The sequence below is a fragment of the Larkinella insperata genome (assembly GCF_026248825.1).
In the GTDB taxonomy this organism is placed as follows: Bacteria; Bacteroidota; Bacteroidia; order Cytophagales; family Spirosomataceae; genus Larkinella; species Larkinella insperata.
Genome location: NZ_CP110973.1, coordinates 3,791,549 through 3,818,051 on the forward strand (window position 1 = coordinate 3,791,549; position 26,503 = coordinate 3,818,051).

15 protein-coding genes are annotated in these 26,503 nt (G+C 56.7%); 9 read left to right on the plus strand and 6 right to left on the minus strand.

The annotated features are described in order from the left end of the window. Window positions 1-385: 385 nt before the first annotated feature. The 5 genes from OQ371_RS15200 to OQ371_RS15220 form a co-directional block, all read right to left on the minus strand. Window positions 386-1,720 (minus strand): bile acid:sodium symporter family protein, encoded by a 1,335-nt coding sequence (locus OQ371_RS15200; RefSeq protein ID WP_265988936.1) that lies wholly within the window; start codon window positions 1,718-1,720, stop codon window positions 386-388. Between the two features lie 63 nt (window positions 1,721-1,783). After that, window positions 1,784-2,512, minus strand: coding sequence for a D-lyxose/D-mannose family sugar isomerase (locus OQ371_RS15205; protein WP_265988937.1), 729 nt, complete (start codon window positions 2,510-2,512; stop codon window positions 1,784-1,786). A 94-nt stretch (window positions 2,513-2,606) separates the two neighbouring features. Beyond that, complete coding sequence (locus OQ371_RS15210) at window positions 2,607-4,496, minus strand: exo-alpha-sialidase (protein ID WP_265988938.1); 1,890 nt, start codon at window positions 4,494-4,496, stop codon at window positions 2,607-2,609. A 68-nt stretch (window positions 4,497-4,564) separates the two neighbouring features. After that, the gene (locus OQ371_RS15215) at window positions 4,565-5,977 is read right to left on the minus strand and encodes a RagB/SusD family nutrient uptake outer membrane protein (RefSeq protein ID WP_265988939.1); all 1,413 of its coding nucleotides are present in this window, start codon (window positions 5,975-5,977) and stop codon (window positions 4,565-4,567) included. 13 nt (window positions 5,978-5,990) lie between these two features. Then, on the minus strand, window positions 5,991-9,092 hold the full coding sequence (locus tag OQ371_RS15220; protein WP_265988940.1) for a SusC/RagA family TonB-linked outer membrane protein: 3,102 nt from the start codon (window positions 9,090-9,092) through the stop codon (window positions 5,991-5,993). Between the two features lie 415 nt (window positions 9,093-9,507). Here OQ371_RS15220 and OQ371_RS15225 point away from each other — a divergent pair, with 415 nt between their 5' ends. Both OQ371_RS15225 and OQ371_RS15230 read left to right on the plus strand, forming a co-directional pair. Continuing rightward, a complete protein-coding gene (locus OQ371_RS15225; protein ID WP_265988942.1) occupies window positions 9,508-10,539 on the plus strand; it encodes a LacI family DNA-binding transcriptional regulator in 1,032 nt (343 codons plus the stop codon). Window positions 10,540-10,666: 127 nt separating this feature from the next. Further along, window positions 10,667-11,242, plus strand: a complete 576-nt coding sequence (locus OQ371_RS15230) for a dihydrofolate reductase family protein (protein WP_265988943.1) — start codon at window positions 10,667-10,669, stop codon at window positions 11,240-11,242. A gap of 51 nt (window positions 11,243-11,293) precedes the next feature. Here OQ371_RS15230 and OQ371_RS15235 read toward each other — a convergent pair whose 3' ends face one another. Then, window positions 11,294-14,080 (minus strand): T9SS type A sorting domain-containing protein, encoded by a 2,787-nt coding sequence (locus OQ371_RS15235; RefSeq protein ID WP_265988944.1) that lies wholly within the window; start codon window positions 14,078-14,080, stop codon window positions 11,294-11,296. A gap of 234 nt (window positions 14,081-14,314) precedes the next feature. Here OQ371_RS15235 and OQ371_RS15240 point away from each other — a divergent pair, with 234 nt between their 5' ends. The 7 genes from OQ371_RS15240 (at window position 14,315) to OQ371_RS15270 (ending at window position 26,493) form a co-directional block, all read left to right on the plus strand. Further along, entirely contained in the window at window positions 14,315-16,417 is a 2,103-nt protein-coding gene (locus OQ371_RS15240) for a right-handed parallel beta-helix repeat-containing protein (protein WP_265988945.1), read from the plus strand. 9 nt (window positions 16,418-16,426) lie between these two features. Continuing rightward, on the plus strand, window positions 16,427-17,689 hold the full coding sequence (locus OQ371_RS15245) for an SGNH/GDSL hydrolase family protein (protein ID WP_265988946.1): 1,263 nt from the start codon (window positions 16,427-16,429) through the stop codon (window positions 17,687-17,689). A gap of 349 nt (window positions 17,690-18,038) precedes the next feature. After that, on the plus strand, window positions 18,039-19,682 hold the full coding sequence (locus tag OQ371_RS15250; protein ID WP_265988947.1) for a TldD/PmbA family protein: 1,644 nt from the start codon (window positions 18,039-18,041) through the stop codon (window positions 19,680-19,682). Between the two features lie 23 nt (window positions 19,683-19,705). Then, window positions 19,706-21,028 carry a TldD/PmbA family protein gene (locus OQ371_RS15255; protein ID WP_265988948.1) on the plus strand — a complete coding sequence of 441 codons (1,323 nt, stop codon included), beginning with the start codon at window positions 19,706-19,708 and terminating at the stop codon, window positions 21,026-21,028. Window positions 21,029-21,041: 13 nt separating this feature from the next. Beyond that, window positions 21,042-21,599, plus strand: a complete 558-nt coding sequence (locus OQ371_RS15260; RefSeq protein ID WP_265988949.1) for an RNA polymerase sigma factor — start codon at window positions 21,042-21,044, stop codon at window positions 21,597-21,599. Between the two features lie 78 nt (window positions 21,600-21,677). Continuing rightward, a complete protein-coding gene (locus OQ371_RS15265) occupies window positions 21,678-22,796 on the plus strand; it encodes a FecR family protein (protein WP_265988950.1) in 1,119 nt (372 codons plus the stop codon). Window positions 22,797-23,019: 223 nt separating this feature from the next. Continuing rightward, window positions 23,020-26,493: a TonB-dependent receptor gene (locus OQ371_RS15270; protein ID WP_265988951.1), complete on the plus strand. Its 3,474-nt coding sequence runs from the start codon at window positions 23,020-23,022 to the stop codon at window positions 26,491-26,493. Window positions 26,494-26,503 lie beyond the last annotated feature (10 nt).

The window sequence follows — 26,503 nt, forward strand, 5'->3', positions numbered from 1 at the left end:
AGGGGCTCGGTCACATTCAAGACCCCGGAATCTGCTTCCGATCCGGGTTAATAATGATTTCGTCGAGCGGAATCCGGTATACCGGATTCCGCTCGGTAACCCTAAAAGTCATAACCGGAGGAGCACTACCCAACGAATCACCATATTTCTGCGAATTGATTTTTGGACGGTGTTAAATTGGCTCATTGTCTTGACAGCCAGATCGCTGCAGAGCGGTTCGGGCCTGCGTCTATGCTCAAAAGTCCGCTCCATCCGGTGTTCGCGGGCAGCCAGCGAGGACGGTGGATTCCGTTGCTGTACGACATCGGTATTTCTACCTCGCGGGCCTTCATTCCGAAACGTTCTGGAACCGGCCCGTCGGGTTCTGGTAGCAGGGAAAAGCCGCCTACCGGGTTTCTTTTGCCAGCTCGCTTACGGTTTGGGCCGTCATAGACGCATCGGGGCCGGGATGGGGGCCAGCGGGCCGTTTCCGGAACCAGTTCGCCAGGGCCGACCCCGTCACGTTCTGCAACGGTCCGAAGATGGCCGACGCCAGCCCCAGCGTCGCCACTTTTCCCATTTTCAGGGCCAGGCCGGTGGCGACTCCGCCGTTTTGCATCCCCACTTCAAACGCAATGGTCCGGCGGTCGCGCTCGGGAAGGCCGAAGAGAAAAGCCGTGAAATAGCCGATGCTGAGCCCGATGACGTTATGCAACAGGCAGGTAACGATCAGCAGTCCGCCGACTTGCAGCAGGTTGTCGCGTCCGGACGCCGTTATGATTACGGTGTTGATCACAATGCCGAGCATGGCCACAAACGACAGGGCGCTTTCAATCATCGGCCGGTCGATGGTTCGGGTATTTCTTAGCAGGCTGGCGCAGACCATCGGGAGCAGGTAAAACCAGAACGTTGAACTGAGCAAGGCCATCAGGAAACCCGTAAAGCCGGAACGGGTAACGAACATCATAAGGACGTTGGTTACCAGAATGACCGCGGCAAAGGCCAGCAACTGAACGGTTTTCGCCCGGCGGGTTAGGTTGCCAAAATAAAACAGGTTGAAAATGAAACCCGCCACCACCGGAATGATGATCATGTTGGTGATGTCGATCATCATGTGCGCAATGTCGATTTCAACGTACTGACCGCCCAGCCATTTCATCAGAAAGGGCGTGATAAACGGGGACAGAATGGTTGAACAGGCCCCGATGGTAACGGCCAGGGCCAGGTTGGCACCCGACAGGTACGACATGACATTGGACGCCATTGCGCTCGAAACGCAGCCGATCAGGATAACGCCCCCGGCAATTTCCGGCTCAAAGTCAAACAGGTGCGACAGGCCGAAACCCACCAGGGGCATCACCATAAAATGACAGCAAATGCCGATCAGCACGCCTTTCGGCATCCTGACGACTCCCTTGAAATCATCGAAACTCATGTGCGAACCCATGCCGAACATGGTCAACTGCACGAAAGGAACAATCAGCCGTTTGAGTTCAAAATTGCCGACGGTAAAGAAATAGCCGGGGTAGAACATGGCGACCGTGACGGCCGCCAGAATCCAGACGGTGTAGGAAAATCCCCTGAGCTGGGCAAAGCCCCGGAAGCCCAGCGCCAGCAGTACCAGGGCCACCATCAGGCCGGGGCCGGTTCCCGCCAGATGACCGGAGTAATGCATCACCGCCGAGCCCGCAAAGGCCAGGCCGGACAACGCCAGCAGGAAAATCGACAAACGACGCGGCATAATCAGGTTCGGTTTATAAGGGTGTCCGGAAGCGGTTTCAAGGCCGCTGAACGGGGTTAGGAATTACGCGTTAAGAAGTTCGACGGGGGCCGCCGGATACTCATGACAGAGGAAATACTTTCGGGGTTCGTCCTCTTCAATTTCCGGAAACCGAATGCCGTAATCAACCAGAAAGACGTTGTCGTTCAGGTCATCGCAAACACTGGAAATTTCCGCGCTGAGCGTGTACCCCACTCCGTCGACTCGCCAGCCGGTGCCCTCTTCGCCCCAGAACTGGTGAATCGTGCGCGGGTGAATGGTGAGGCTTTCGCCCGGTCGTAAACGGACAATTTCGCCCGGGCCCAACCGCCGGGTGCAGCCATCCACCTGCGTCAGAAACGTTTCGTTGGACGGGTTGCCTTCCGGGTCAGCCTTGGTCAACTGGACCAGCACGTTGCCGCCCGCCCGGCAGATAATGTCTTCGCGTTTCGACCGGTGAAAGTGGGCCGGAGCACGTTGGTTTTCGGGATCAATCAGCCATTTTTCGGCGTACTGCTTGGGATAATTCGGATGGTTGGTCCGCCCGTTGCGAACCGTAAACAGCGTTCGACCAATGGTATAGAAGTCCTTGCTGCCGAAATCGGTAACATCCCAGCCCAGCATACAATCGCGGATTTCGTTGAATTCCGGACCGGCGGCCCGCCATTGGTCAACCGTCCAGTGGGCAAAAGGAGGGAGGAACATACCGAAATGCGAGATAACTTCCTGGGCCGTGGCAATGCTGGCGTTCACGATGGAGCGTTTGAGGTTCATGCGATTAGTTAGGGGTAAATTTTTGAAAAAAGAAGGCCATTCCTCCCGGTTTGGGAGTTGATGAATGGCTTAAAAAATGACGAATAAGGGGTGTTTACGGCATTTTCTTCCGGGCGTTGAAGTTTCCGACGGCTTCCGACACGCTCAGAGCCCGGTTGTAGATCGCCAATTCGCTGACCCGCCCGGTGATCGGTGCGCCAATGCGGATTTGCGAGGCCCCCGTCACCGATTTCAGGTACGGATTGAACCGGCCCCAGCCAAACTGCCGGGTATCCCCGCCGTCGTTCAGAACGCCATCGACCACAAAGGCGATGATGTGCGGTCCGCCGTCGACAATCAGGCTGACGTGGTGGTTCTGGTTGGGTTTCAGCACCCCTTCATCACACGCCCAGGCCGACTGCGTCCGGCCGTCGTTCATCGTGAGTTCAATCGTTTTCCGGTCTGTCGTACGAACCATCCAGCCTTTTCCGGTCGAGTCGCGGCCGTCGAGCAGGATCTGGTTTTCGGCCAGACTGGCGAGCGTAAAATCGAAATCGACCGTGAAGCCGTTGGGAACGTTCATGCCCGGCTGTTCCAGCTTCTTGGTGTCGCGTTTGTAGAATTCGGGCAGGGCCGGGGCCGGCACCGTTTGCGGAAAGTTGCCCGACCGGTACGACCAGCTTGTCACCAGCCCGTCGTCCGTTTTCTTCCGGTTGTCAAACTGGTTCCACAGATGGGTCAGCAGCTTTTCGTCGATTTTATGGACGCGGGCGATGTCTTTCTGGGTTTCCGTAATGAAATAGGCGCCTTTGTCTTCCACCAGGTCGGGGTAGCTCATCCGGATCAGCGGGTCTTCGTCGTAAAGCAGAATTTCGGGCTGCGTCCACTGGATGATTTTTCCTTTGGGCGAATCCACTTCCAGCCCGCCCAGTACCCAGGCCGGATTACGGTCTTCGTAGGCGATGTTCCGGCGCCGGGGATGCTCCCGGATAAACCGCCCGCCGTGGTTGTGAAACCAGTAGAGGTACTTTCCGTTTTCGCACTTCCAGACGAAATTGGCCGCCCGCGGGTGCTTGACCAACTGCCCGTTGGCGTAGCGCATGTACTGGGGCGGCTCCCAGGTACGCCCGGCATCCCGGCTGTAGGTGTAGGCGGGGTAGCCGTCGATGGTCCGGTAAACACAGTAAAAAGAACCGTCACTGAGCACGACCAGATTCTGTTCTTCGGCGATGGGGCCGCCGTTGCTGGCGGGCGTTCGCAGACCGATTTCGCCATCGGGCAGCGTATTCCATTTGGCGTTGGCCGGATCGGTTGCAGTCAGCAAATCCGGACTCTGGAGCAAAGCGCCCTCGCTGGAAGTGAAAAAACCGTCGCCGAAACCGCCGACCTTATGAACGGGCACGTAAGCGGATCCCTTGTGGGCAAACGCCCGGCCCACGTTCCAGAAGTACTGAATTTTACCCTGATACGGGTTTTTCTTATCGATCTGGAAGTTCCGCATCGGAATGGTGACGCGGTTGGCCGACCAGGTTTTACCGTGGTCGTCGGAGTATTTGAACACAAAATAGCCCTGGCTATCCACCCGTTTGACCAACCCATCTTTGTACGGCGGATCGTCGCCTTTGACTGCCCGGGTGTTATCGGTGTTGTGGTTATAGAAAACAAAAATCCGGCCCGACGGCGCTTTCAGCAGCACGGCATACGACGCTTCCGGGCCGTCGCCGGGTTCCACGTCGCGCTTGTCGATCCAGGTTTTGCCCTGATCAAGACTGCGTTGGGTAATGATGTGCTGCCCCGACGCGCCCTCGTGGCCGGTGCCAGTGGTTAGAACGCACAACCAGGCTCCGTCGTTGGTTTTGACGATGTAAGGCTGATCGCTGTACGTTTCGTCGGGGATCACCGTTCCGTTTCGGATGTCCCGCCCGTCTGACTGCGCCAACAGCGAACCGGTGACAAGCAGAAGTCCACTCACAAACAGGACCGTCTTTTTGATAGCTAAACGCATAAGGTTAACGGTTTAAAGTAAAAGCCAGCCACTCCGCCGGACTACCGATTTACGGCGGGTGCGGGTGGTCAATAGCCCGGATTCTGGGGCAACAGGTTCGGGTTCAGCATGATTTCGGTAACCGGCACCGGCAGCAGGGCTTTTTTGTCCATACCCAGCACGGCTTTGGCCCGTCCGGTCCGGAGGAGGTCATACCAGCGGTGGCCTTCAAAACACAGTTCCACAAAACGTTCCTGTTCGATGGCCAGCAGCAGGGCTTCCGGGGTGGCTGCGGAGGTGTTGGCGAGTCCGGCCCGGTTACGAATTTGGTTGACCAGCGCAGCGGCTTCGGCAGTTTTGCCCAAATGTGTCAGGGCTTCAGCCTGCATCAGAATCACGTCGGCCAGGCGCAGAAAGAGGTAGTTACTGTCGCCAAAACGCGCATTACCAACCACCGTTCCCTGGTATTTGGCCACCGTGGGCAGGTTCGGAAACTGATCGGTTTGCGGGTTGCTCAGGTAAAAGCTGGCGGCTTTGCGCAAATCACCGGGTTCAAAGGCATTAACGAGCTTCGGCGACGGAATCAGGGTCTGGTTTCCGCCGGTCTGTACCTTGCTGCTGCGGGGCAGGAAGTAAGCCGAAAGACCGTTGGTTTCCTGGTTGGCGTTGCTGTACTGAAGTTCAAAGATGGATTCGGTGGTGTTTTTGGCGGTAAAGAGGGTGCCGTAGTTCGCGCCGGACACCAGGCCGTAGGTTGGATTGGCCACAACTTTCGCGGCATAATCGGCGGCCAGTTGCCATTCGTTGGTCTGGTTGTATGAACTCCGCCAGAGGTACACTTTGCTGAGCAGGGCCTGGGCGGCTCCCTGCGTTGCGCGGCCCCGGGTTTCGATGGCCGATGCGTAGGTGACCGGCAGTAGCTTTTCGGCTTCCTTCAGGTCGGCCAGAATCTGCTCCTGGATTTTATCGGCGGGCGTTCGGGGCAATTGAAAATCCTTGTCCAGGGAGTTGGTCGGTTCCAGAACGAGCGGAACGGCGCCCCAAAGCCGAACCAGAAAGAAATAGTTGAAGGCCCGCAGGAAGTAGGCTTCCCCCAGAATCCGGTCGCGAACGCTGGCAATGGTGGGACTTTTGATGGCGGGAACCTGAGCCAGGACGTTATTGACCCGGTTGATGCCCGAATAAAAGCTCGCCCAGGTGGCAAAACCGCTGCTGTTGCTGATGTTATCATTCTGAAAATCGAGCACACCGGGGTCCGTCACCCCAATGGTTTCGACGGGCACGATGAGGTTATCGGCGCGGGCGTCGCCCCAGACCACCCGTCGGGTGTCGTCGCCCTGCAGGGCATCATACCCGGCAAGAATGGCCGCTTCGGCATCCGCGGCACTCTGGAAAAATGACCCCTGCGTCAGGGCGCTGGGCGGCACCTGATCCAGTACGTCGGTGCACCCGCTGCCTAGGTACAGCAGCGCGGTGATTGAGAAATAAACAATTCTTTTCATGGTTGAGAATCGGTTAGAAGCCCAGATTGATACCAAAAGTGAAGGTGCGGACCTGCGGATAAGTGCCCAGGTCGATGCCCTGCAGCAAAGGCAGGCTGCTCCGGAAGTTGACTTCGGGGTCCAGGCCGAGGTACTTCGTGAAGGTGAACAGATTCTGGCCGGAGACGTAAACCCGTAGGCTTTCGGCTTTGATGCGTTTCAGAACCGTTGCCGGAAACGTGTAACCCAGCGTTGCGGTTTTGATGCGCAGGTACGAACCGTCTTCAATCCAGCGGCTGGACGGAACCCCGTTGCGGGCAATGGTGCTGGGCGTTCCGCGCGGAACGTCGGTGATGTCGCCCGGTTTGCGCCAGCTCCGCAGTACCTCCGTCGTAGCTGCGTTGTAGACGAAACTCCGGTTTGATGCCTGCCGCGTCTGGTTGTAAATGTCGTTGCCATACGACCACTGCATGAACACCGACAGGTCAAAGCCCCTGAAGGAGAAGTTGTTGGTCAATCCACCGGTGAAGGTTGGGTTTGAGTTACCGATGATGGTGCGGTCGTCGGCATTGATGACGCCATCGCCGTTCAGGTCCACGTAAATCATGTCACCGGCTTCGTAAAGCGGACCGGTTTTGCTGCCGTCCCGCAGGTTGGCCGCCTTGGCTTCTTCCGCCGTGGCAAACACCCGCCCGGTATAAAGCAGACCGTAGAAAATTCCAATGGGCTGGCCCACGCGACCAATACCGACGGGCCGTTCGCTGAAATAAACCGCATCCGCACTGGCCTGGATGATGTCGGCGTTGTCGTTGGAAAGTTTGATGATTCGGTTGCGGTTGAACGAAAGATTGAAATTGGTGCTCCATTTGAAACCACCCGTTGCGCCTGAACCCGTAATGTTCTGGCTGTAAATACTGAATTCCAATCCTTTGTTCTGCGTGTTTCCCACGTTTTGCAGCGCAGAACTGAACCCCGAGGTGGTGGGCAGGTTCACGGACAGGAGCAGGTCATTCGTCTTTTTCAGGTACGCGTCGGCGGTAAAGGCAATCCGGTCGTTCAGGAACGAGATGTCGACGCCCACATCCGACTGCGTGGTGGACTCCCAGCTCAGCGACGGATTCGGAACCGCCGACAGGGCAATCCCGGATTTGCCGATGTAGTTGCGGCCGGTGCTGTATAACCCCTGCGCGCCGTAGTCGCTGATGGACTGGTTGCCGACAACCCCGATGCTGGCCCGCAGTTTCAGGTCGTTAATAAAGGGAAGCCCCTGCATGAACGGTTCCTGCGAAAGCCGCCAGCCCACGGAAGCCGCAGGAAACCAGCCCCACTGGTTGTCGGCGCCGAAGCGCGAGGAACCGTCCCGGCGCAGGGTGGCCGACAGCAGGTACTTATCGTTGTAGCTGTAATTAAGCCGGGCATAATACGAAACCAGTCCCCAGGCCGATTTGCTGCTGGACGCGCCCGTGGCGGTGGCGGCTGCGTTCAGCGTCGGAATGTTGTCGGTAGCCCCCTGGTTGGCGGCCGCCGACAGATTGAACAAACGCGTTTCCTGCACGCTATAGCCCAGCAGGCCCGACAGGTTGTGCGCCCCAAACACCCGGTCGTAATTCAGGGTGTTTTCGCTGATCCAGCTGGAAACGTCGGCGTAGGAAGCCGTTGCAGGACGGGCCGCTCCGCCCTGGATCGAGCTGGGAATGAAGTTTTCGTCCCGGGTGCCGGAGTAATCCAGGTTCAGGGTGGAGCGAAGGCTGAGGTTTTTCAGGATTTGGTACTCGCCGTACACGTTGCCGAGCAGCCGGTTGATGACCGCAAACGAAACGCTCTGCGTCGCCAGGGCCACTGGATTCGGGCGCTGGATCTGATCGACGAAGGTGTAGGAGCCGTCCGGGTTGTAGACCGGTGAAAACGGCAGCATCCGGAGCGCGTTGGTCAGCACGGCATTGTTGTCGTCACCCTCGGGAACGCGGTCGCGTTTGGCCGTGGAGAGCAGAATATTAGCGCCGGTTTTAAAGCGGGAGGAAGCCTGATGATCGATGCTGAACCGCCCGCGGTAAGTCCGGTAACCGGAGCTGATCACAACGCCTTTCTGGTCAAAAAGCCCCAGGCTGGCCGCGTAGGAGGTTTTGTCATTACCGCCCCGCAGGGACAGCTCGTAATTGGAAACCGGGGCAGTGCGGAACAGTTCGTTTTGCCAGTTGGTGTCGTACACCGGGGTGTCGCCGTTGAACAGGGTGTCGAGGCCGAGCCGAACTTCCGCCACCCCCGCGTTTTGCACGGCATTCAGGATGTAATCCCGTTCCTGCACGGCATCGAGCATCGGAATCTGCTTGCGAACTTCCGCAAAACCGGTGTAGGCGCTGAAATTAACCGAGGTTTTCCCCGCCCTGCCGCGTTTGGTGGTGATGATGATCACGCCGTTGGCACCCCGGGCGCCGTAGATGGCCGATGCCGAAGCATCCTTCAGCACTTCCATCGACTGAATATCGTTGGGATTGACAACGTTGATGTTGCCCGTAATCGGAACGCCATCAACAATGTAGAGGGGACTGTTGCCCGCGTTGAGCGAGGTGATGCCCCGCACCTTGACGGTCGGGCTGCCCCCCGGTGAGCCGCTGTTCTGAACAATATCGACCCCGGCCACCCGACCCTGCAGGGCCTCTACGGGTCCGGGAACGGGCAGGTTTTCGAGTTCTTTGCCTTTTACGGACGCCACGGAGCCGGTCACGTCCCGGCGCTGCTGGGTGCCGTACCCAATTACCACCACTTCGCCCAGCGCTTTGGTGTCGGCTTTCAGCGTTACGTTGATGGTGGTGCGGTTGCCAACCGGCATTTCCTGTTTTTCGTAGCCGACCGAGCTAAAGACCAGAACGGAGCTGCCGTCGGGAACGCTGATGCTATACTGGCCGGATTCGCTGGTGGTGCTGCCGACCGTCGTGCCTTTCACGGCGATGGTGACGCCCGGCAGCGTTTCGCCCGTTTCAGCGGTTACAGTTCCGCGGATGGACAGGGCGATGGGTTTCTCCGAAAGTTTGCTGAAGGATAGAGTCGGATGACGAGCCAGCAGTGGACGGCTAATCGGGCTGACGACCAACAGCAGGAGCGGTAGCCATCTTGCCTTGCTTACAGGTATTTTCATATTGGTAAAGGGTTGGAATAGTTCAATTAATGGATCATGCAGTAAGCCTGCGTCTGAACAGAAGATTTAACCAGAGCGGCCCTGCTAGTACGGCTTTTGTTGAATTATTTCTGAATTTATATGAATAAATCCGAGAGATGGAAGAAGCAAAAAGGCTTTGATCCAAAAAAACGTTTCCGGAAACGTTTCCGGAACGAAAATAACCGCCCAACTTTCGATGCTCGGTCAGGAATGGCCAAAAGTCGGTTTTAGGTAGCCAGGCTGAGAAAAATTATAAACCGCTGGCGACACCGGGCCAAGGCATACGTAGGGCGGTTAAAGAATTAACGGGAGGCAGGCATAAAAACCGGCCAAACCGGCGTGAGTAACTTGTGGGAGGTTTATCTTTAAAGTAAAGAGAAGAAGCCCGAAACCTATGCGAAGTAAACAACCAACCATCTGGGACATCGCCATCAAACTGAACGTTTCCATTTCGACCGTCTCCCGGGCGCTGCGAAACGCGCCGGACATCAACCCGGACACGAAAAAAGCCGTGCTGGATTTGGCCCACGAATTGGATTATCAGCCCAATACCATTGCCGCCAGTTTGCGGAAAAATAAAACCGACATCATCGGGGTGCTGGTGCCGGAGTTTGTGCATGCGTACTTTCCGAGCGTGATTCTGGGGGTGCAGGAAGTGGCTAATGCCGCCGGTTACAAGGTCATGATTGGGCAGTCGAACGAGTCGCTGGAAATTGAGAAACACAATTTGCAGGCCATGCTATCAAGCCGGGTAGACGGTGTGATCATGGCCATTACGCGGGAGACGAATGAATACGACCACATTCTGGCGGCTCAGCGGAAAGGCTTGCCGGTGGTGTTTTTCAACCGGATTGTCGATGAACTGCCCGGCTCCAAAGTGCTGGTCGACGATTATCGGGGGGCATTCCGGGCGGTCGAACACCTGATTCAGACGGGATGCCGGCGGATTGCCCACCTGGCGGGCCCCGAAAACCTGACGATGAGCCGCAACCGGCTGAATGGCTACATGGATGCGCTGAAAGCCCACCAGTTTCCGGTCGATGAAACGATTATTATGCCCTGCGATTTTGTGGAGGGCAAAGCGCGGGCCTGTACGCAGCAGTTGCTGGACGGGCCGAACCGTCCCGATGCATTATTTGCCGTCAACGACCCGACGGCCATCGAAGCCCTGGTTTGCATCCAGGAAAACGGGCTGGCCATTCCGGCTGACATTTCGCTGGCCGGGTTTTCCAACGCGCCCCACAGTGCTTTCGTGACGCCCCCGATGACGGCCGTGGTGCAGCCGACCCATGAAATTGGCCGGGTGGCCGCCCGGCTGCTGCTCCGGCAGATCGAGGAAGGAGCCACCTTTGTGCCCGAAACCCAGACGTTGGATACCACGCTGGTCATTCGCAAATCAACGCATCCGGTTCTGAATACCGTCTGACCGGAAACGGTTTTGCCGGGAAGCCAGAAGCCATTCCGGATTTGTCGCAGTCGCCCCCCATCAAAGGCATACCGGCAACCCATTCCCGAAGACCGTATCTACTACTTTTGTCAAAACCAAAGCACCGATGAGAAAGCTAAAACTTCAGGTACAGATAACCGTTGATGGATTTATAGCCGGTCCTAATGGCGAAATGGATTGGCTGGTTTACAACTGGGATGACGAACTGAAAGCGTACGTAACGGAACTAACCGAACCGGTTGACTGCATTGTTTTGGGCCGAAAACTGGCACAGGGGTTTATCCCTCACTGGGCCGCCCACCCGGAGCTGGAAGGGGCCGATAAATTCAATGGTTCAAAAAAAGTTGTTTTCACCAAAACCCTCGACCAGTCGGAATGGGAAAACACCGTGCTGGCCCAGGGCGATCTGGTGGAAGAAATTACGAAGCTGAAAGAACAGGAGGGGCAGGACATCATCGTGTACGGCGGGGCGACGTTTGTATCAGCCCTCATCACCCACAACCTCATTGACGAATACCATTTATTCGTCAACCCAGCCGCAATCGGAAATGGGATGCCCATTTTTCGGGAGCTTGACGGCCAGAAACCGCTAACACTGGTGAAATCAAAAGCCTTCGATTGCGGAATTGTCGTTCTGCATTATGAGCCGAAAAATCCTGATGAAGCGACTCCCGCATCATAATTAAACAGCCTGATCATACCTCAGGCTGTTTGGTCGGTCAAATGGGTAGCTTTACTGGCGAAGCACCTTGAGCGTTAGCTGGTTGAGGCCGCTGGTGGTGCGAAGAAACAGCAGGCCGGGGGCGGCCTTGCCCACCGGCAGCGTCTGCTGCTCGACCCGCCCCGCCCGTTCAATCTGGCGCTGACTGACCAACCGGCCCTGACTATCCGTCAGTTGCAACTGGATCGGCTGACCTTCCGCACCCCGAATCTCCACCTGCACCTGATCGTTGACCGGATTGCCCAGAAGCCGTACCTGAAGCCCGGCGGGTTGATCCGCCGACCGGCGTTCGTATGAACAGGATAGGTCGGCAAAATGCGGAGACCTTTTGAGGAGGTAGTTGCTGCCCAGCACCCGCACCCGTAGCTCATCCGTTGGCAGGCCATTGATCGGCAAAGAAAAGGCGTGAGCACCGTTTCCTTTGCCGGCTTCCTCCAAATCGTGCCGGTAGGCATTGGCAACGGTACTGCGCCATTCTAGCAGCGCACCCGAACTTTTTTCCGTGAGGAGTTCTACCGTCAGGGGCGTGTTTGGCTGATCGCGGTTCCAGACCCAACCCCGCAGCATAGAGCATTCCACGCGATCCAGGTAGCCTTCAAAGTTGCCGGTTACTGACGTGGTGGACTCCGGATACACCGTTAGCGCAAAGCTGACGCTGTTGTTGGCGCCATTGGGGTCGGTTGCGGAGTAAGTTAACAGAAACGTACCCACCTGATAGGCCGAACCCGTGATGGTTCGATTTGGCGCATTAAACTCGAGCGTTTGGGGCAAGCCGTGGAGCGCGTAGGTGAGCGATTCGCCTTCCGGATCGGTAAATGCTGGCAGGATCGCCGAAAACCGTTGCGATACCCGAGCCGTCATTGGGGCAAGCGTTGGTGCAGTAGGGGGCTGATTGGTGCCAGACGTAGGATTCGGCTGACAGATCACGGCTCTGGGAGAACCTTTCAGGATAAAACTGCTGCCGGCAACCCGGGCCGAAAGAATATGCCGAAAACCGTCCTTCAGCCCGTCGGGAAGGGTGTAACGAAAAGCGTGATAACCGTTTCCTTTTCCGTTGTCGAGTAAATCCTGCCGAAAATCACCCGCAGACAGGGTGGCAATGACGTTCGGGCCATCCAGGATTTCAACGGAAAGGGCCGTGTTGACCCGGTTGTAATCCCAGGCCCAGCCCCGGAAACTTTCGCAATCGCCCCCGTAGATGTACCCGTCCAGGGCCGCCTTAGCCACGGGCGGGGCAACGTGGACCATAGCCGTGCTGGTTGCGGTACCACAACTGCCCTGGGTGCAGGTGGCCGAGTAAACCAGCGTACCGATTGCGGAAGTGGGCACGGCTATGTCTCTGGTAGTTCCGGTGGAACCGTCGGAACCCGTCCAGTTGATCGTTCCTCCCGTACATCCGCTGACCGTCACGCTGACGAAAGGCGTATTCTGCGTTACTGTTGTGCTGCCGGGGGCGCTGCTGGCCGGGTTCAATGCCAGCGTCAGGGAGAGCTGGGCACTTACGCGAAAAACCACGTAGGATGTTGCGCTGCGTTGGCCATCGGTACCCGTAGCAATCAAGGTAAACAAAGTCGGATCGTTTATCGAGGGGGCGACGAAAGTGGGCGTAGCTCCGGTCGCCGTCCAGGTGCCCGGCTGACTAACTTTGGTAGTTTCATTATACGTCTCGCTGCGCCAAGTGTAGGAAGTGGGAACGAAGCCCCAGGCTGTCGTTGCCGTTAAACTGATGGGCTGGTCCGGACATACTGGGTTAACGATCGCTGAGGGCGATACCGCAACGGGCGTCATTCGGCGGATGCGGTAATTGTAGCTATCGGCAATAAAGATGTTACCGCGGTTATCCAGGGCTATTCCCAGAGGATCCCGAAAAGCAGATATGTCAATAGACGCACCGTCGCCACTGAAGCCGTAGTAATCATTGCCCCCCAGCAGGATTACATTGCCCGCCGGATCAACTTTATAGATATAACCGCGCGTGGAGATAACAATAAAGTTACCCAGTCTATCCGCGGCAATGCCATAGGGCGAATTCAGGTAGTTCAGCTCCGGTACTGTATACGATGTAATAGTCCCGGTCGTATCTATTTTTCGAATGCGATTTTCATTAATAAAAAATAGATTCTCCTTATCGTCCAGCACCATACCGGTTAATCCGCTGATTGCTGCCTGCGTGGCCGGGCCGTTATCGCCACTAAGACCCGCGGTGCCGTTGCCCGCAACCGTGGTGATAAGGCCGTCGGGAGTCACCTTGCGGATGCGGGAATTGGCATTGTCGGCAATGTAAAGATTATCCCGGCGATCTACTGCCAGCGCAATGGGGGTGTTTAGCGTAGCCTGACTGGCGGCACCGTTATCGCCACTGAAGCCCGCTGTGCCCGTGCCGGCTGCCGTCGTGATGGTGCCCGCGGGCGTCACTTTACGAACGCAATGGTTGCGTGAATCAGCCACAAAGAGATTCCCCTGGCGATCCACCGCGACACTCACGGGCTTGCCCACCGCGGCCTGTGTGGCTGGTCCTCCATCACCGCTGTACCCGTCTGTACCGTTGCCCGCTACCGTGGTGATGATACCGGCAGCATTGACCTTACGGACGCGGTGATTTTCGGTATCGGCAATGTAGAGATTTCCCAGCGTATCCACCGCCACGGCGTGCGGAATATTTAACCCGGCCTCAGTCGCTAAAATGTTATCACCATTGTAGCCACGGTAATCGGTACCGGCCACCGTACTGAGCATTTGCGCCCGACCCGTCAGGGAAAAGAAGAGCAAAATCAGCAACGCACCCGCTCGGGTTGTCAATTGCTCTTTTCTATTTTTGAAAAAATACCGGCTCTCTTGCCAGCAAGCCCGAAAGCAACTGAGTAGCGATTCCATGTCAAATAATCAAGAAGTAAGGGTGTAGGATTAGTATACGCTAAGGTAACCAATCCGGTGTTGCGAATAGAAATATTTTTAGGCCGTATAGTAGTTTAGGATGTACCGGTAGTAAGAAAACCTATCGGGCTGCTTTAAGATGACGTACACTCCTAAACCATGCATAAGACTGCTCCGCTTCTCCTACTGGCTGGCCTGTGGCTGCTGGTGATTAATTCGTTTGCCCAGACGATTTACGTGGCTCCGTCGGGTAACGACCAAAACCCCGGAACAATCCGGAAACCGCTGGCGACGCTGGCCGGTGCCCGTAACCGCGCCCGGTTGCTGCGTCGGCAGAAGCCGCCCGTCGGCCCCATCGAAATTGTGGTTCGAAAGGGGGAGTACGTGCTGGACGAACCGCTCTTGCTGACGGCCGAGGACGCGGGGACGGAAAAAGCCCCGCTGGTGTTCAGGGGCGAACCAGGCGACATGCCGGTGCTCTACGGCGGCATCCGGCTGAAAGGCTTCGAGAAAGTGTCGGATAGCCTCTGGAAAACCGAGGTGCCGGACGTAGGGCGGTACGGCTGGCGATTTGAACAGCTTTACGTCAACGGCCAGCGGGCCACCCGCGCCAAAACGCCCAACGATGGCTTTTACCAACCGAAAGCGGTCACCGAAACGGTATTGAACAAAGGAACAGGGGAGGCCGCCAAGTTGGCCGCCCAGAAAATTACCGTTCCGCTGGAAAGCCTGTCCTGGCTGACCGGCCTGCCCGACGCCGAGTTAAACCGCGCCGTGGTGACGTTTTACCATCACTGGGACAATACCCGCAAACCGATCCTGTCCGTCAGTCGGGCCGACACTGCGATTTACATGACCGGCGGTGGCATGAAACCCTGGAATCCGATTACCCGCCATTCGCTGTTTGTTCTGGAAAATCTGAAAGCCGCGCTGGATGCACCGGGGGAGTGGTTTCTCGAACCGACCGGTACGCTCTATTACCGCCCCCGGCCCGGCGAAACCATCGGTAAAACAACCTGTTTTGCGCCGGTTCACGAAAAGTTTATAATCGTCAAAGGCGACGAAAAAAGTGGCCAGCGCGCCCGAAACATCCGTTTTGAAAACCTGTCGTTTCAGGTGGCGGGGTATCAGATGCCGGTTTTGGGAGTGGAACCGGAGCAGGCAGCCGCATCGACCGAAGCCACGGTGCAACTGGATTTTGCCGATCAGATTAGCTTCATCAACTGCGAAATCGCCCACACCGGTGGCAGTGCCATCTGGTTCCGGCGGGCCTGCGCCAACGGGCGGGTCGAACGGTGTTATCTATACGATCTGGGAGCCAGTGGCGTCAAGATCGGCGAAACCGTCATCCGGCCCGATTCGTCGGAAGTGACTCACCACATTGTTGTCGATAATAATATCCTGCACTCGGGCGGCCATGTGTTTCCCTGCGCCGTGGCGCTGGTGATTTTTCACGGCCGGGACAACGTGCTGTCGCACAACGAGGTGGCCGATTTTCGGTATTCCGGCGTGTCGGTCGGCTGGGTTTGGGGGTACGCGTTTAGTCCGTCCAAACGGAACCGGGTCGAGTACAACCACATTCATCACCTGGGCTGGGGCGTTTTGAGCGACATGGGCGGGGTGTATACGCTCGGAGCATCGGAGGGAACGGTGGTGGCCAATAATGTCATTCACCACATTTACGCGTTCGATTACGGCGGCTGGGGGCTCTATACCGATGAAGGCTCGACGGGAATTGTGATGGAAAACAACTTGGTGTATGCCTGCAAGAGTTCGGGATTTCACCAGCATTATGGCCGGGATAACATCATCCGCAACAACATTTTTGCCGACAACATCAAGGCGCAGCTTCAGGGCACGCGTGTTGAACCGCACCGGTCGTTTTTGTTTACCAACAACATTATCTACTTCGACAAAGGCACCCTGTTAAGCAGCCGCTGGGGGGAATTTAACTTCCTGTCGGACCAGAATTGTTACTGGGATGCCCGGACCAAAGAGCCGACGTTTGGCAAACTGACCGTGCAGGAGTGGCAGCAGACCGGTAAGGACCAGCATTCGATTGTGGCCGATCCGGGTTTTGCCAATCCGGCGGCCCATGATTTCCGGCTGACCCGCACGGACGTGATCCAGAAGATTGGCTTCAAACCGTTTGACTACAGCCAGGCGGGGGTTTACGGCTCCATTGCCTGGAAAAACAAGGCCGTGATGGATTCGGGGGTCGCCCAGGAATTTGACGAAATGGTGGCCCGTCGCGAAAAATAACTTGTCCCTATGAAACGGATTGCGGTCTTTTTCCTGCTTGTCTGTGTTTCCATCGGAAGTGTTCGGGCCCAAACCGACACGCTGTCGGAAAGCCGGGAATTTCTGGTGCGGGCCGGGTTGCCCAATTTTTTCCAGAAGCTCCGGAAAAGCGCGCCCGTTTCCATCGCCTATTTCGGGGGCAGCATTACCGAGGCCAAAAACGGTTGGCGCGAGCAATCGCTGAAGTGGTTTCAGGAACACTACCCGAAAGCGAATCTGACGCACATCAACGCGGCCATTGGCGGAACCGGCTCCGATCTGGGCGTTTTCCGGCTTCAGCAGCACGTACTGGAGCATAAGCCGGATCTGGTATTTGTGGAGTTTGCGGTGAACGACAGCAGCCAGCAGCCGGACAAAATTCACAAGGCGATGGAAGGGATTGTGCGGCAAATCTGGCGTCAGAACCGGAACACCGATATCTGTTTTGTGTACACCCTCAATGCGGCTATGGCCCCGACGTTGCTGGCGCACCGGATGCCCAATTCCGTGCGGGCGATGGAGCAGATTGCCAATCATTACAGGATTCCGTCCGTACACATGGGGCTGGAGGTCATTCGGTTAGACCGGCAGGGTAAGCTGGTCTGGAGCGGCAAAAAAGAAGAGTTTCCGGATAAGGTAGTTTTTTCGCCCGACAAAACACATCCCTATTCCGACACGGGCCACCGGCTGTACACTCAAGCACTAACCAACGCCATCCAGTCGCTGGCTACCGTCGGGCGGCCCGGTGCGCATCCCGTTCCCGAACCGTTTGTGGCCGACAATTGGGAACACGCGCAGATGATTTCGGTCCAGTCGCTGACCAAACAGGGCAACTGGCAGGAGTTGAAACCGGACAACGACACCGTCGCCCGGAAGCTGCGAAACCGCTTCCCGTATCTGGTCAAGTCAAACCAGCCGGGCGCGTCGATTCGGGTAAAATTCAAGGGGACGGTTGCGGGGCTATACGATGTCATCGGGCCCGGCTGCGGACAATACGCGGTTACCGTCGATGATGCCCCGGCTGCGCTTTTCCCCCGCTTCGACAGCTACGCGACGTATTATCGGTCGAACTACTTTTTCCTGCCGACCCTAGCCGATCAGACGCATACCGTCACCCTGACGGTTTCGCCCGAACCGCTGGACAAAGCCGCCATCCTCCAGAAACGCAACCAGACTATCACCGATCCGCGTCGGTACGCCGAAAACGCCGTCTACGCCAGCCAACTCCTCATCATCGGTCAACTGGAAAACTAACGAACCGCTCAATCCCCACCAACCCCGTCAGGGGTTGACGCTGGATAACCCCGGGTGTAGCCCGGGGCGGCCCGGAAGAGAGGACGCCTAGTGCGCCCGTCCGCATCGCAAACTCTAACCCTAGTCACCTGGATGCCCTGGATTGCAATCCAGGGATAGTTAAGGTCAAGCCTTGCAGGTTTGTTGGATGGTTTCGGTAAAACAGGAGGTGTTTGGCTGCTGAGGCATTTTCAGGACTTTTGGAAAGGCGATAGTGTAGATTGGCAGATAAATGTCTGTTTTTTGCGGAAAACGCAGTTCAAATCCAAAGGCTTTCCTAACTTTCGGTTTTACTAAATCCATCAACACAATGAGACGAAGGGATTTTATCCAGCTCTCCGGCCTGGGCCTGGGGGCGCTCGTGGGGGCCTCCGTTCCCGTGCTGGGCAATGCCGTTCCGGTGGAGCGGCTGCTGGAACCCCGCGCCGATGCGGCCCAGAAAAAGAAGCTGGCCGATGTTGCCCTGAATGCCGCCAGGAGCCAGGGGGCCACCTACGCCGATGTGCGAATCGGGCGGTATTTGCAGCAATTCCTGTTTACGCGGGAAATGAAGTTGCAGAACATCACCAACGCGGAATCTTACGGGGTGGGAATCCGGGTGATTGCCGACGGGACCTGGGGATTTGCTGCCACGAGCGACGTTCGGCCCGAAGCCATCGCCAAATGCGCCGAAACAGCCGTGGCCATTGCCCGGGCCAACGCCAAAATTCAGAAAGAACCCGTTGAGCTGGCCCCGCAGAAAGGTGTCGGGGAAGTGAGCTGGCAAACGCCTTTGAAAAAGAATGCCTTCGAAGTGCCGGTGCAGGAAAAAATCGATCTGCTGATGAAGGTAAACGATGCCGCACTGAAAAACGGCGCCGGGTTTGTTACGTCCAACCTGTTCTTTATCAACGAGCAAAAATACTTCGCTTCAACTGACGGCTCCTACATCGACCAGGACGTTCACCGCATCTGGCCCACCTTTACCGTTACGGCGGTGGACCGGCAGGCCGGAAAATTCAAAACCCGCGACGCGCTCAGCTCGCCAATGGGCATGGGCTTCGAATACCTGGATAGCTTGGCGACCGACAAAATTGCCGGGCCGAACGGTCTGATCGGTTACCGCAACTCCTACGATATGGTGGAGGATGCCACGGCCGCGGCCCGGCAAGCCAAGGAAAAGCTCACCGCCAAGTCCGTAACACCGGGCAAATACGACCTCGTGCTGGACCCCAACCACCTGGGGCTGACCATCCACGAATCGATCGGTCACGCTACCGAGCTGGACCGGGTGCTGGGCTACGAAGCCAATTACGCCGGAACCAGTTTTGCGACGCTCGACAAATGGAAGTCGAAAAACTTTCGATATGGTAGCAAACTGGTCAACATCGTCGCCGACAAAACACAACCGTATACGCTCGGCACCGTGGGCTACGACGATGAAGGCGTACCGAGTAAGGAGTGGGATTTGATCAAAGACGGTATTCTGGTCAACTACCAGGCCATTCGCGATCAGGTCAAAATTCTGGGCGGCACCGAGTCGAACGGGTGTTGCTACGCCGACAACTGGGATTCGATTCAATTCCAGCGGATGCCGAATGTGTCGCTCAAACCCGCCACCGAAAAACGCTCCGTGTCCGACATGATCAAGGGCGTAGAAAAAGGGATTTATATTCTCGGCCGGGGTTCGTATTCCATTGATCAACAACGGTATAATTTTCAGTTTGGGGGACAACTATTCTACGAAATCAAAAACGGACAGATCGCCGGAATGCTCGACGACGTCGCCTACCAGTCCAACACGCAGGAATTCTGGAACTCGTGCGCGCAGCTCTGCGACAAAGACGACTACCGCACGTTCGGTTCGTTTTTCGACGGCAAAGGCCAGCCTTCGCAGATCAGCGCCGTGTCGCACGGTTGCCCCACGACGCGCTTCAACGGCGTAAACGTCATCAACACCGGACGGAAGATTTAAACCCGTAAAGCAACAAACTGATCATGGCGATTCTGACGAAAGAAGAAGCAAAAAAGATACTGGACAAAGTGCTGGGGTACGCTAAAGCCGACGAAACGAGCGTGAGTCTGAGCGGCAACCGCACCGGTAACATCCGTTACGCCCGCAACACCGTGTCCACCAGTGGCGAAACCGAAAACCTGGCGCTGGCCGTTACGGCGGTGTTCGGCAAGAAAGTCGGTTCGGCCACCATCAACGAATTCGATGACGACTCGCTGGAAAAAACCGTCCGGCGGGCGGAGGAAATTGCGCGGCTGGCTCCCGAAAACCCGGAATACGTGCCGATGCTGGGGCCGCAGAAATACATCGAAACCACCGCATACGCCGAAAGTACGGCCAAAATAGACCCGGCCTTCCGGGCGCAGGCGGCTTTCGACAGCATTGACCCGTGCAGCAAAAGGAACCTGACAGCGGCCGGTTACATGGAAGATACGACCGGTTTTTCGGCCATTGCCAACAACAAGGGCTTATTCGGCTATAATCCGTATACATCCGTCGATTTCTCGGTAACGACCCGGACGGTCGATGGTACGGGTTCGGGGTACGCTACCCGCGATTACAACGACGTGTCGAAATTAAGCACGAAGGAAACCACCCAGATTGCCATGCAGAAAGCCCTGGCATCGACCAAGGCGCGGGCGCTGGAACCGGGAAAATACACCGTCATTCTGGAGCCAACGGCCGCCGGTGACCTTATTGGCTTGATGATGAACAACCTGGATGCCCGAAACGCCGAAGAAGGCCGGAGCTTTTTGAGCCGCAAGGGCGGAGGTACCCGGCTGGGCGAGAAGTTTTTTGACGAACGAATTACGATTTATTCCGATCCGGCCAATGTCGAGATTCCGGGTTCGCCGTTTGTCGGCGGGGTGGATGGCCGTCCGCAGGAAAAAACGCTCTGGGTGGAAAACGGCATTGTCAAAAACATGAGCTATTCGCGGTACTGGGCGCAGAAAGCGGGCGTGAAAGCCACGCCACCCCCGAGCGGATTCATCATGCAGGGCGGCAGTCAGTCGCTGGCGGAGTTAATTAAAAGCACCCGGAAAGGAATTCTGGTAACCCGATTCTGGTATATCCGCGCCGTCGATCCGCAAACGCTGCTGTACACCGGCCTGACCCGCGACGGCACATTTTACGTGGAAAACGGCCAGATCAAATACCCGGTGAAAAACTTCCGGTTCAACGAGAGCCCGGTCATCATGCTCAACAACGTTGAAGCCCTGGGCAAACCGGTTCGGGCAGGGGGCGCGCTGATTCCGCCCATGAAAATCCGGGATTTTACGTTCAGCAGCCTGTCAGACGCCGTGTAATACAGATGCCTTTATGATTGATAGTCAGAACGAACGCCGGTTGTGGGAGGCCTTTCAGGAGGGCGATGAAGAAGCTTACACGCGACTTTACCGCCTGCACGTGAAGGCCATGTATCGCTACGGCATGAGCCTGGTGCCCGTCTCCGAAGCGTTCGTTTTTGACTGCATTCACGATGTTTTTACCGAAATCTGGGCCAGGAAAACCCGGTTGTCGGTTCCGGAAAACGTTCGGTATTATCTGCTGAAGTCGTTGAAAGTCCGCATTCTGCACCTGCTCAAACGCGGTGACCGGCCGCATCAGTCGCTCACGGCGGACGAGTTTGACGACCTCTGGGCCGAACCGTCGGCGGAAGAGGTAATGGCACGCACGGAAGACGCCGTTAATCAGCAGGAACTGGTCAAAAAGCTCATCAGTCAACTGCCGCACCGGCAGCAGGAGGCCATTCGGTTGCGGTTTGTGGAAAATATGGACTACGGCGAAATTGCCGAGATGATGCTGGTGAACCGGCAGTCGGCGCAGAACCTGGTGTTTCGGGCCGTTGAAAAACTGCGCGGCTGGCTGCTTTTTTAAAATTTCCCCGAAATTTTTCGACCCGCTGAGTATGAAGGGACGGCTTGTGTTATCTACTGCAAATGACCGGCTATTTCCGTGCAGAACCCTTACGAGCATTACGGCATTACCGATTTTGTAACCGACGACGCCTTTCTGCGGCATCAGTTGCATCCGACTGCCCAATCAACCCAATTCTGGAACGACTGGCTGGCTGCTAACCCCCGGCAGCAGGAAGATTGGACGCAGGCCCTGCGGTTGTTCGAAGCCGTTCAACGAGGACTTTCCGATTATACCCGCACCTTTTTATCCGAAGAAGCTGAATCCCGTTTGTTGGTCCGTATTCGGGAAACCAATGCCGGGTATACCGATCCTGCGTCCGTTACTCCGCTTTGGCGAAAAAGCTGGATACCCTACGCGGCTGCGGCCAGTTTTCTGCTGCTGTCCGGCGCTTTTTTATGGACCCAGTCCCGAAAGCATTCGACAGTAACGCAGTATGAACAGCAACTGGCCGCAGTGCAGGCGCCGGTGCTGGAAAAAGTCAATTCCGGTACCGGCGTCCAAACCGTCCGTCTGCCCGACCAGACCACCGTTCTGTTGTATCCGAACAGCCGGTTGAGCTACGCCGAAGATTTTGGTAAAGCCGACCGAACGGTGTATTTGTCGGGAAAGGCCGTGTTCGATGTGGTCCGCCAACCGCAGAAACCTTTTCTGGTGTACGCCCACGACGTTGTCACCCGCGTGTTGGGTACGCGCTTCGAAGTCAACGCTTTCGCCCAAAACAAAGCGGTGACGGTTCGGGTGCAAAACGGGCGGGTAACGGTGTATCGCTACAAGGCCCACGAAAAGCCGTCGGGCGATCAACGGGCGGGGGTGCTGCTCCTGCCCAACCAGCAGGTGGTTTTCACCCGGCAAACCGAGCAGTTCAAGAAAGACCTTGTGGAAAACCCGGCTATCATTCTACCCTCGCAGGAGCCGCAACCCAGCTTTGTGTACGACGAAACACCCGTGGTGGAGGTTTTTCAGCAACTTGAAAAAGCGTACGGAGTGGAGATTGTGGTTGATAAAGAAGCCATTGAAGGCTGCCAGCTCACGGCATCGCTGACGGACGAAACGTTGTCGGAGAAGCTGAATGTCATCTGCCAGTCCATTGGAGCCGCGTACGAAATCGTTGAAGCTCAGATTATTATTACTTCGCCGGGTTGTAAGGCAGAATAGCCCCGACGCCCCCGAGAGTCAGACCAAGATTGTTCATTCAATACGTGTTCAACTAAACTTTCTGCCTCTATGATCCGAAACATCCACTCCTGATTTCTTTCGAAAAGGCCAGCGATGGTGCGAGCATCGCTGGCTGGAATTCCCCACTGACACAGCCTTCCCGGACTGCGCAGGGATTCTTTTTGCCCGAATTTTCACGATTTCGAACAAACCCGACAAAAGTATGAAGCGTGCGAAACATTTACTAACCCGATTTATGAAGCTATCGCTGGCACAAATCTTTCTGGCCTGTCTCTTTTTCGGAGCATCTTGGGCCAATGATCTGTCCGCACAGGAGTTGCTCAACCGCCGGTTGAGTGTTCAGGCATCCCAGAAGAAAATAAAAGCGGTTCTGGGCGACATCGAAAAAGCCACGGATGTCCGGTTTTCGTACAGCCCGCAATTGATCCGGTCGAACCGGACGGTCACGCTGAATGTGCAGAACGCGACGCTGGGCGAGGTGCTGGACCAACTGCTGAAGCCGTTGCAGATCAGCTACAACGTAGCGGGTCGGCAGATTATTCTGATCAACCTGCCCACGAAACCGACGCCCGACCACTCGCCCGACGGGGCGCGGGCTCCGGCTCCCCCGGTTGACAGGGACGTTTCCGGCCAGGTTACCGACGAAAAAGGCACCACGCTGCCGGGTGTCAGTGTGGTGCTGAAAGGCACCACGCGCGGAACCACGACCGACGGCGAAGGCAACTTCCGGCTGACGGTCCCGAACGAGGGAGCCACGCTGGTGTTTAGCTTTGTCGGATACGTGAAGCAGGAACTCGTCGTTGGTAACCAGACGGCGCTGACCATTTCGCTCGCGCCCGATGCGCAGTCGTTGAGCGAGATCGTGGTGGTGGGCTACGGTACCCAAAGCAAAGCGAGCCTGACCGGGGCCGTAGGGTCGGTGAAGGGCGATGCCATCGCGTCGATTCCCACGGCGGCCTTGTCCAATACGCTGGCGGGGCGCGTGCCGGGCGTCAACGTGGTCGGCAATTCGGGCTTTGTAGGCGCCCCCTCGTCGATTCAGATCCGGGGGATTGGCTCCTTCAATAACACGGCGCCGTTGTACGTCATCGACGGTATTGTGCAGTCGAAAGCGTTGTTTGACGCGCTGGCCCCTAACGAAGTCGAAAGCATCAGCATTCTGAAAGATGCGGCCACGGCGTCCATTTACGGGGCGCGGGGGGCCAACGGGGTGGTGCTGGTCAAAACCAAATCCGGGAAGGTGCAGAAACCGGTGTTCAGTTATTCGACGGTTTTTTCGGCCCAGCGGACCACCCGTCCGTTGCAGAGTTATTCCGCCACCCAGGAGCTGGAATACATCAATGACCAGGCCGAAACCTTCGGCAATCCGAAACCCATCACCCCCGAGATCTTCGATTATTTCAAGGACAAAAGCTACAGCATTCTGGACCTGATCTGGCAGAATCCGACCTCGCAGCAGCACGATTTCAGCGTCAACGGCGGCAGCGAAAACATTTCGTACTACATGCTGGCCGGGTTTAATAAATCGATTGGCTCGTTTAAGAACACGGATTACGGCCGCTATAATTTTCGCTCCAATGTAACGGCCAAGATTAACGATTACATGAGTGTAAACCTGAACGTCAGCGGCACGCAGCGGGAGTCGGACCGGTTTTACTGGCCGTATGATGATCCCGAATCGTACACGATCGCCGATTTTTACCGGGCGACGTTCAACTGGACGCGGCTGTATCCGTTTTACGTCGATGCGCAGGGCAACCCCACCAGCGACTACGTCAACGGCTTACCCGTCAGCAACGGCGGCTGGAACCCCGTTGAACTGGTGCAGAACGGCGGCTACCGGCGAATTACCGACCGGACCCTGAACGCCATTGGCCGGTTCGATCTGAAAATACCATTCATCAATGGCCTGAGCACCAGTTTTCAGTACAACTACACCGCCAGCGACCGGAATGCCAAAAGCTTTGTGCTCTTCAACCGGAGCTACAAGTTTCTGCCGGGTTCGACCACGAACCGGTACCAGCCGGGGCCGGTTGATCCCGGTCAGATGAACGTCCACAACCTGTCGAGTTCCTTCGATCAGGTGGTGCAGAGCGCGACGTTTGATAAGGCGTATCAGCTAAACTGGTTTCTAAATTACGACCGGGCTTTTGGCGCCCACCGCGTTACCGGTTTGCTGACCTACGAACAGCAGAAAGCCGTGGGCAACACGCTGACCGGCAGCGCGCAGGATCTGCTAAGCCGTCAGGTTGATCAGATTTTCAATGCGTCCACGGACCGCACCAAGCGCACCTTCAACGGTGGTGAATACCACAACGCCCGGGCGTCGTGGGTGGGGCGGGCGCACTACGAATACGGCAACAAGTACATCGCCGAATTTTCGTTCCGGTACGACGGCTCCTACATTTTTCCGGCAAATTCGCGGTGGGGTTTCTTCCCCTCCGGCTCGGCGGCCTGGGTGCTGTCGGAGGAGAAATTCTTTAAAGTCCCGGCTATTTCGTTCCTGAAAGTTCGGGGGTCGGTCGGTCTGCTGGGCGACGATGGCGCGGGTTTGATTGCGCCGTATCAGGCCCAGACCAATTTTACTTCCGGCTCGCCGTATGTGTTTGGCAACTCGGTCTACAACGGTATTCAAGCCGGGACCCCGCCCAACCTGAACATTACCTGGGAGAAAGCGCTGACCTACAACGCGGGCATTGACTTCGGTCTGCTGAACGGGAAACTGACCGGCGAAATGGATTATTTTTACCGCCATACTTACGACATTCTAGGGCAACGGATTCGGGTGATACCGGGTACGTACGGAGCCGCCCTGAGTTCCGAGAATTACGCCCAGATGGATGTTCGGGGCTTTGAAGCCGGACTGAATTTTAACAACCGGGTCGGCCAGTTCCGGTATTCCGTCGGGGCTAACATGGGGTACGCCCGCGATAAGGTAGTGGCCCTCGACGAGGCCGCCGGGCTGGCTCCCTGGCGCTCGGCCATCGGTCATCCCCGCAACCGGGTCATGGGCTATGTTTCCGACGGCATCATTCGCGATCAGGCCACGCTGGATGCATTGCCGGAAGGCTTTACGCAATTTGGCCGGCAGCCGATGCTGGGCACCATCCTGTACAAAGACATTCGGGGAACCGACTGGAACAGCAACACGCCCGACGGCAAAATCACCGAATACGATCAGGTCTATCTTTCCGACAACGGCATTCCCCGGCTCAATTACGGGATTACGCTGTTTGGGGAATGGAAAGGGTTGTCGCTCGACGTGCTTTTTCAGGGCGTAGGAGCCTACGACCGGATGATCCGCACGCTCAACGGCGGGGGTGTTTTTCAAACCGGCGACCGCCCGTATTTCGCCCTGTGGACTGACCACTGGACGCCCAGCAACCCCGACGCGCTGTACCCCCGGGCGGGGCAGTGGTCAGAGGAATTTGGTCCGGCACCGTCGACGTTCTGGCTGAAAAACGGGGCTTACATGCGGCTGCGCAACATCACGCTGTCCTATAACCTGCCGCAGAAGTGGATCAGTACCCTCAAAATGCAGTCCTGCCGGGTGTACTTGAACGGCGGGAATCTATTCGTGATTTCGCCGATCAAAGTCATGGACCCTGAACAGGAAACCCTGGATTCGTACCCGCTGATGAAATCCTTTTCGGCCGGCCTGACCGTCAACTTCTAACCCCGAACCG

Bases quoted from the DNA above. Each gene is read 5' to 3' on its own strand.
- OQ371_RS15220 (WP_265988940.1), bottom strand. From the start codon at position 9,092: ATGAAAATACCTGTAAGCAAGGCAAGATGGCTACCGCTCCTGCTGTTG.
- OQ371_RS15240 (WP_265988945.1), top strand. From the start codon at position 14,315: ATGCATAAGACTGCTCCGCTTCTCCTACTGGCTGGCCTGTGGCTGCTG.
- OQ371_RS15255 (WP_265988948.1), top strand. From the start codon at position 19,706: ATGGCGATTCTGACGAAAGAAGAAGCAAAAAAGATACTGGACAAAGTG.
- OQ371_RS15260 (WP_265988949.1), top strand. From the start codon at position 21,042: ATGATTGATAGTCAGAACGAACGCCGGTTGTGGGAGGCCTTTCAGGAG.
- OQ371_RS15270 (WP_265988951.1), top strand. From the start codon at position 23,020: ATGAAGCGTGCGAAACATTTACTAACCCGATTTATGAAGCTATCGCTG.
- OQ371_RS15215 (WP_265988939.1), bottom strand. From the start codon at position 5,977: ATGAAAAGAATTGTTTATTTCTCAATCACCGCGCTGCTGTACCTAGGC.
- OQ371_RS15210 (WP_265988938.1), bottom strand. From the start codon at position 4,496: ATGCGTTTAGCTATCAAAAAGACGGTCCTGTTTGTGAGTGGACTTCTG.
- OQ371_RS15200 (WP_265988936.1), bottom strand. From the start codon at position 1,720: ATGCCGCGTCGTTTGTCGATTTTCCTGCTGGCGTTGTCCGGCCTGGCC.
- OQ371_RS15205 (WP_265988937.1), bottom strand. From the start codon at position 2,512: ATGAACCTCAAACGCTCCATCGTGAACGCCAGCATTGCCACGGCCCAG.
- OQ371_RS15245 (WP_265988946.1), top strand. From the start codon at position 16,427: ATGAAACGGATTGCGGTCTTTTTCCTGCTTGTCTGTGTTTCCATCGGA.
- OQ371_RS15225 (WP_265988942.1), top strand. From the start codon at position 9,508: ATGCGAAGTAAACAACCAACCATCTGGGACATCGCCATCAAACTGAAC.
- OQ371_RS15250 (WP_265988947.1), top strand. From the start codon at position 18,039: ATGAGACGAAGGGATTTTATCCAGCTCTCCGGCCTGGGCCTGGGGGCG.
- OQ371_RS15230 (WP_265988943.1), top strand. From the start codon at position 10,667: ATGAGAAAGCTAAAACTTCAGGTACAGATAACCGTTGATGGATTTATA.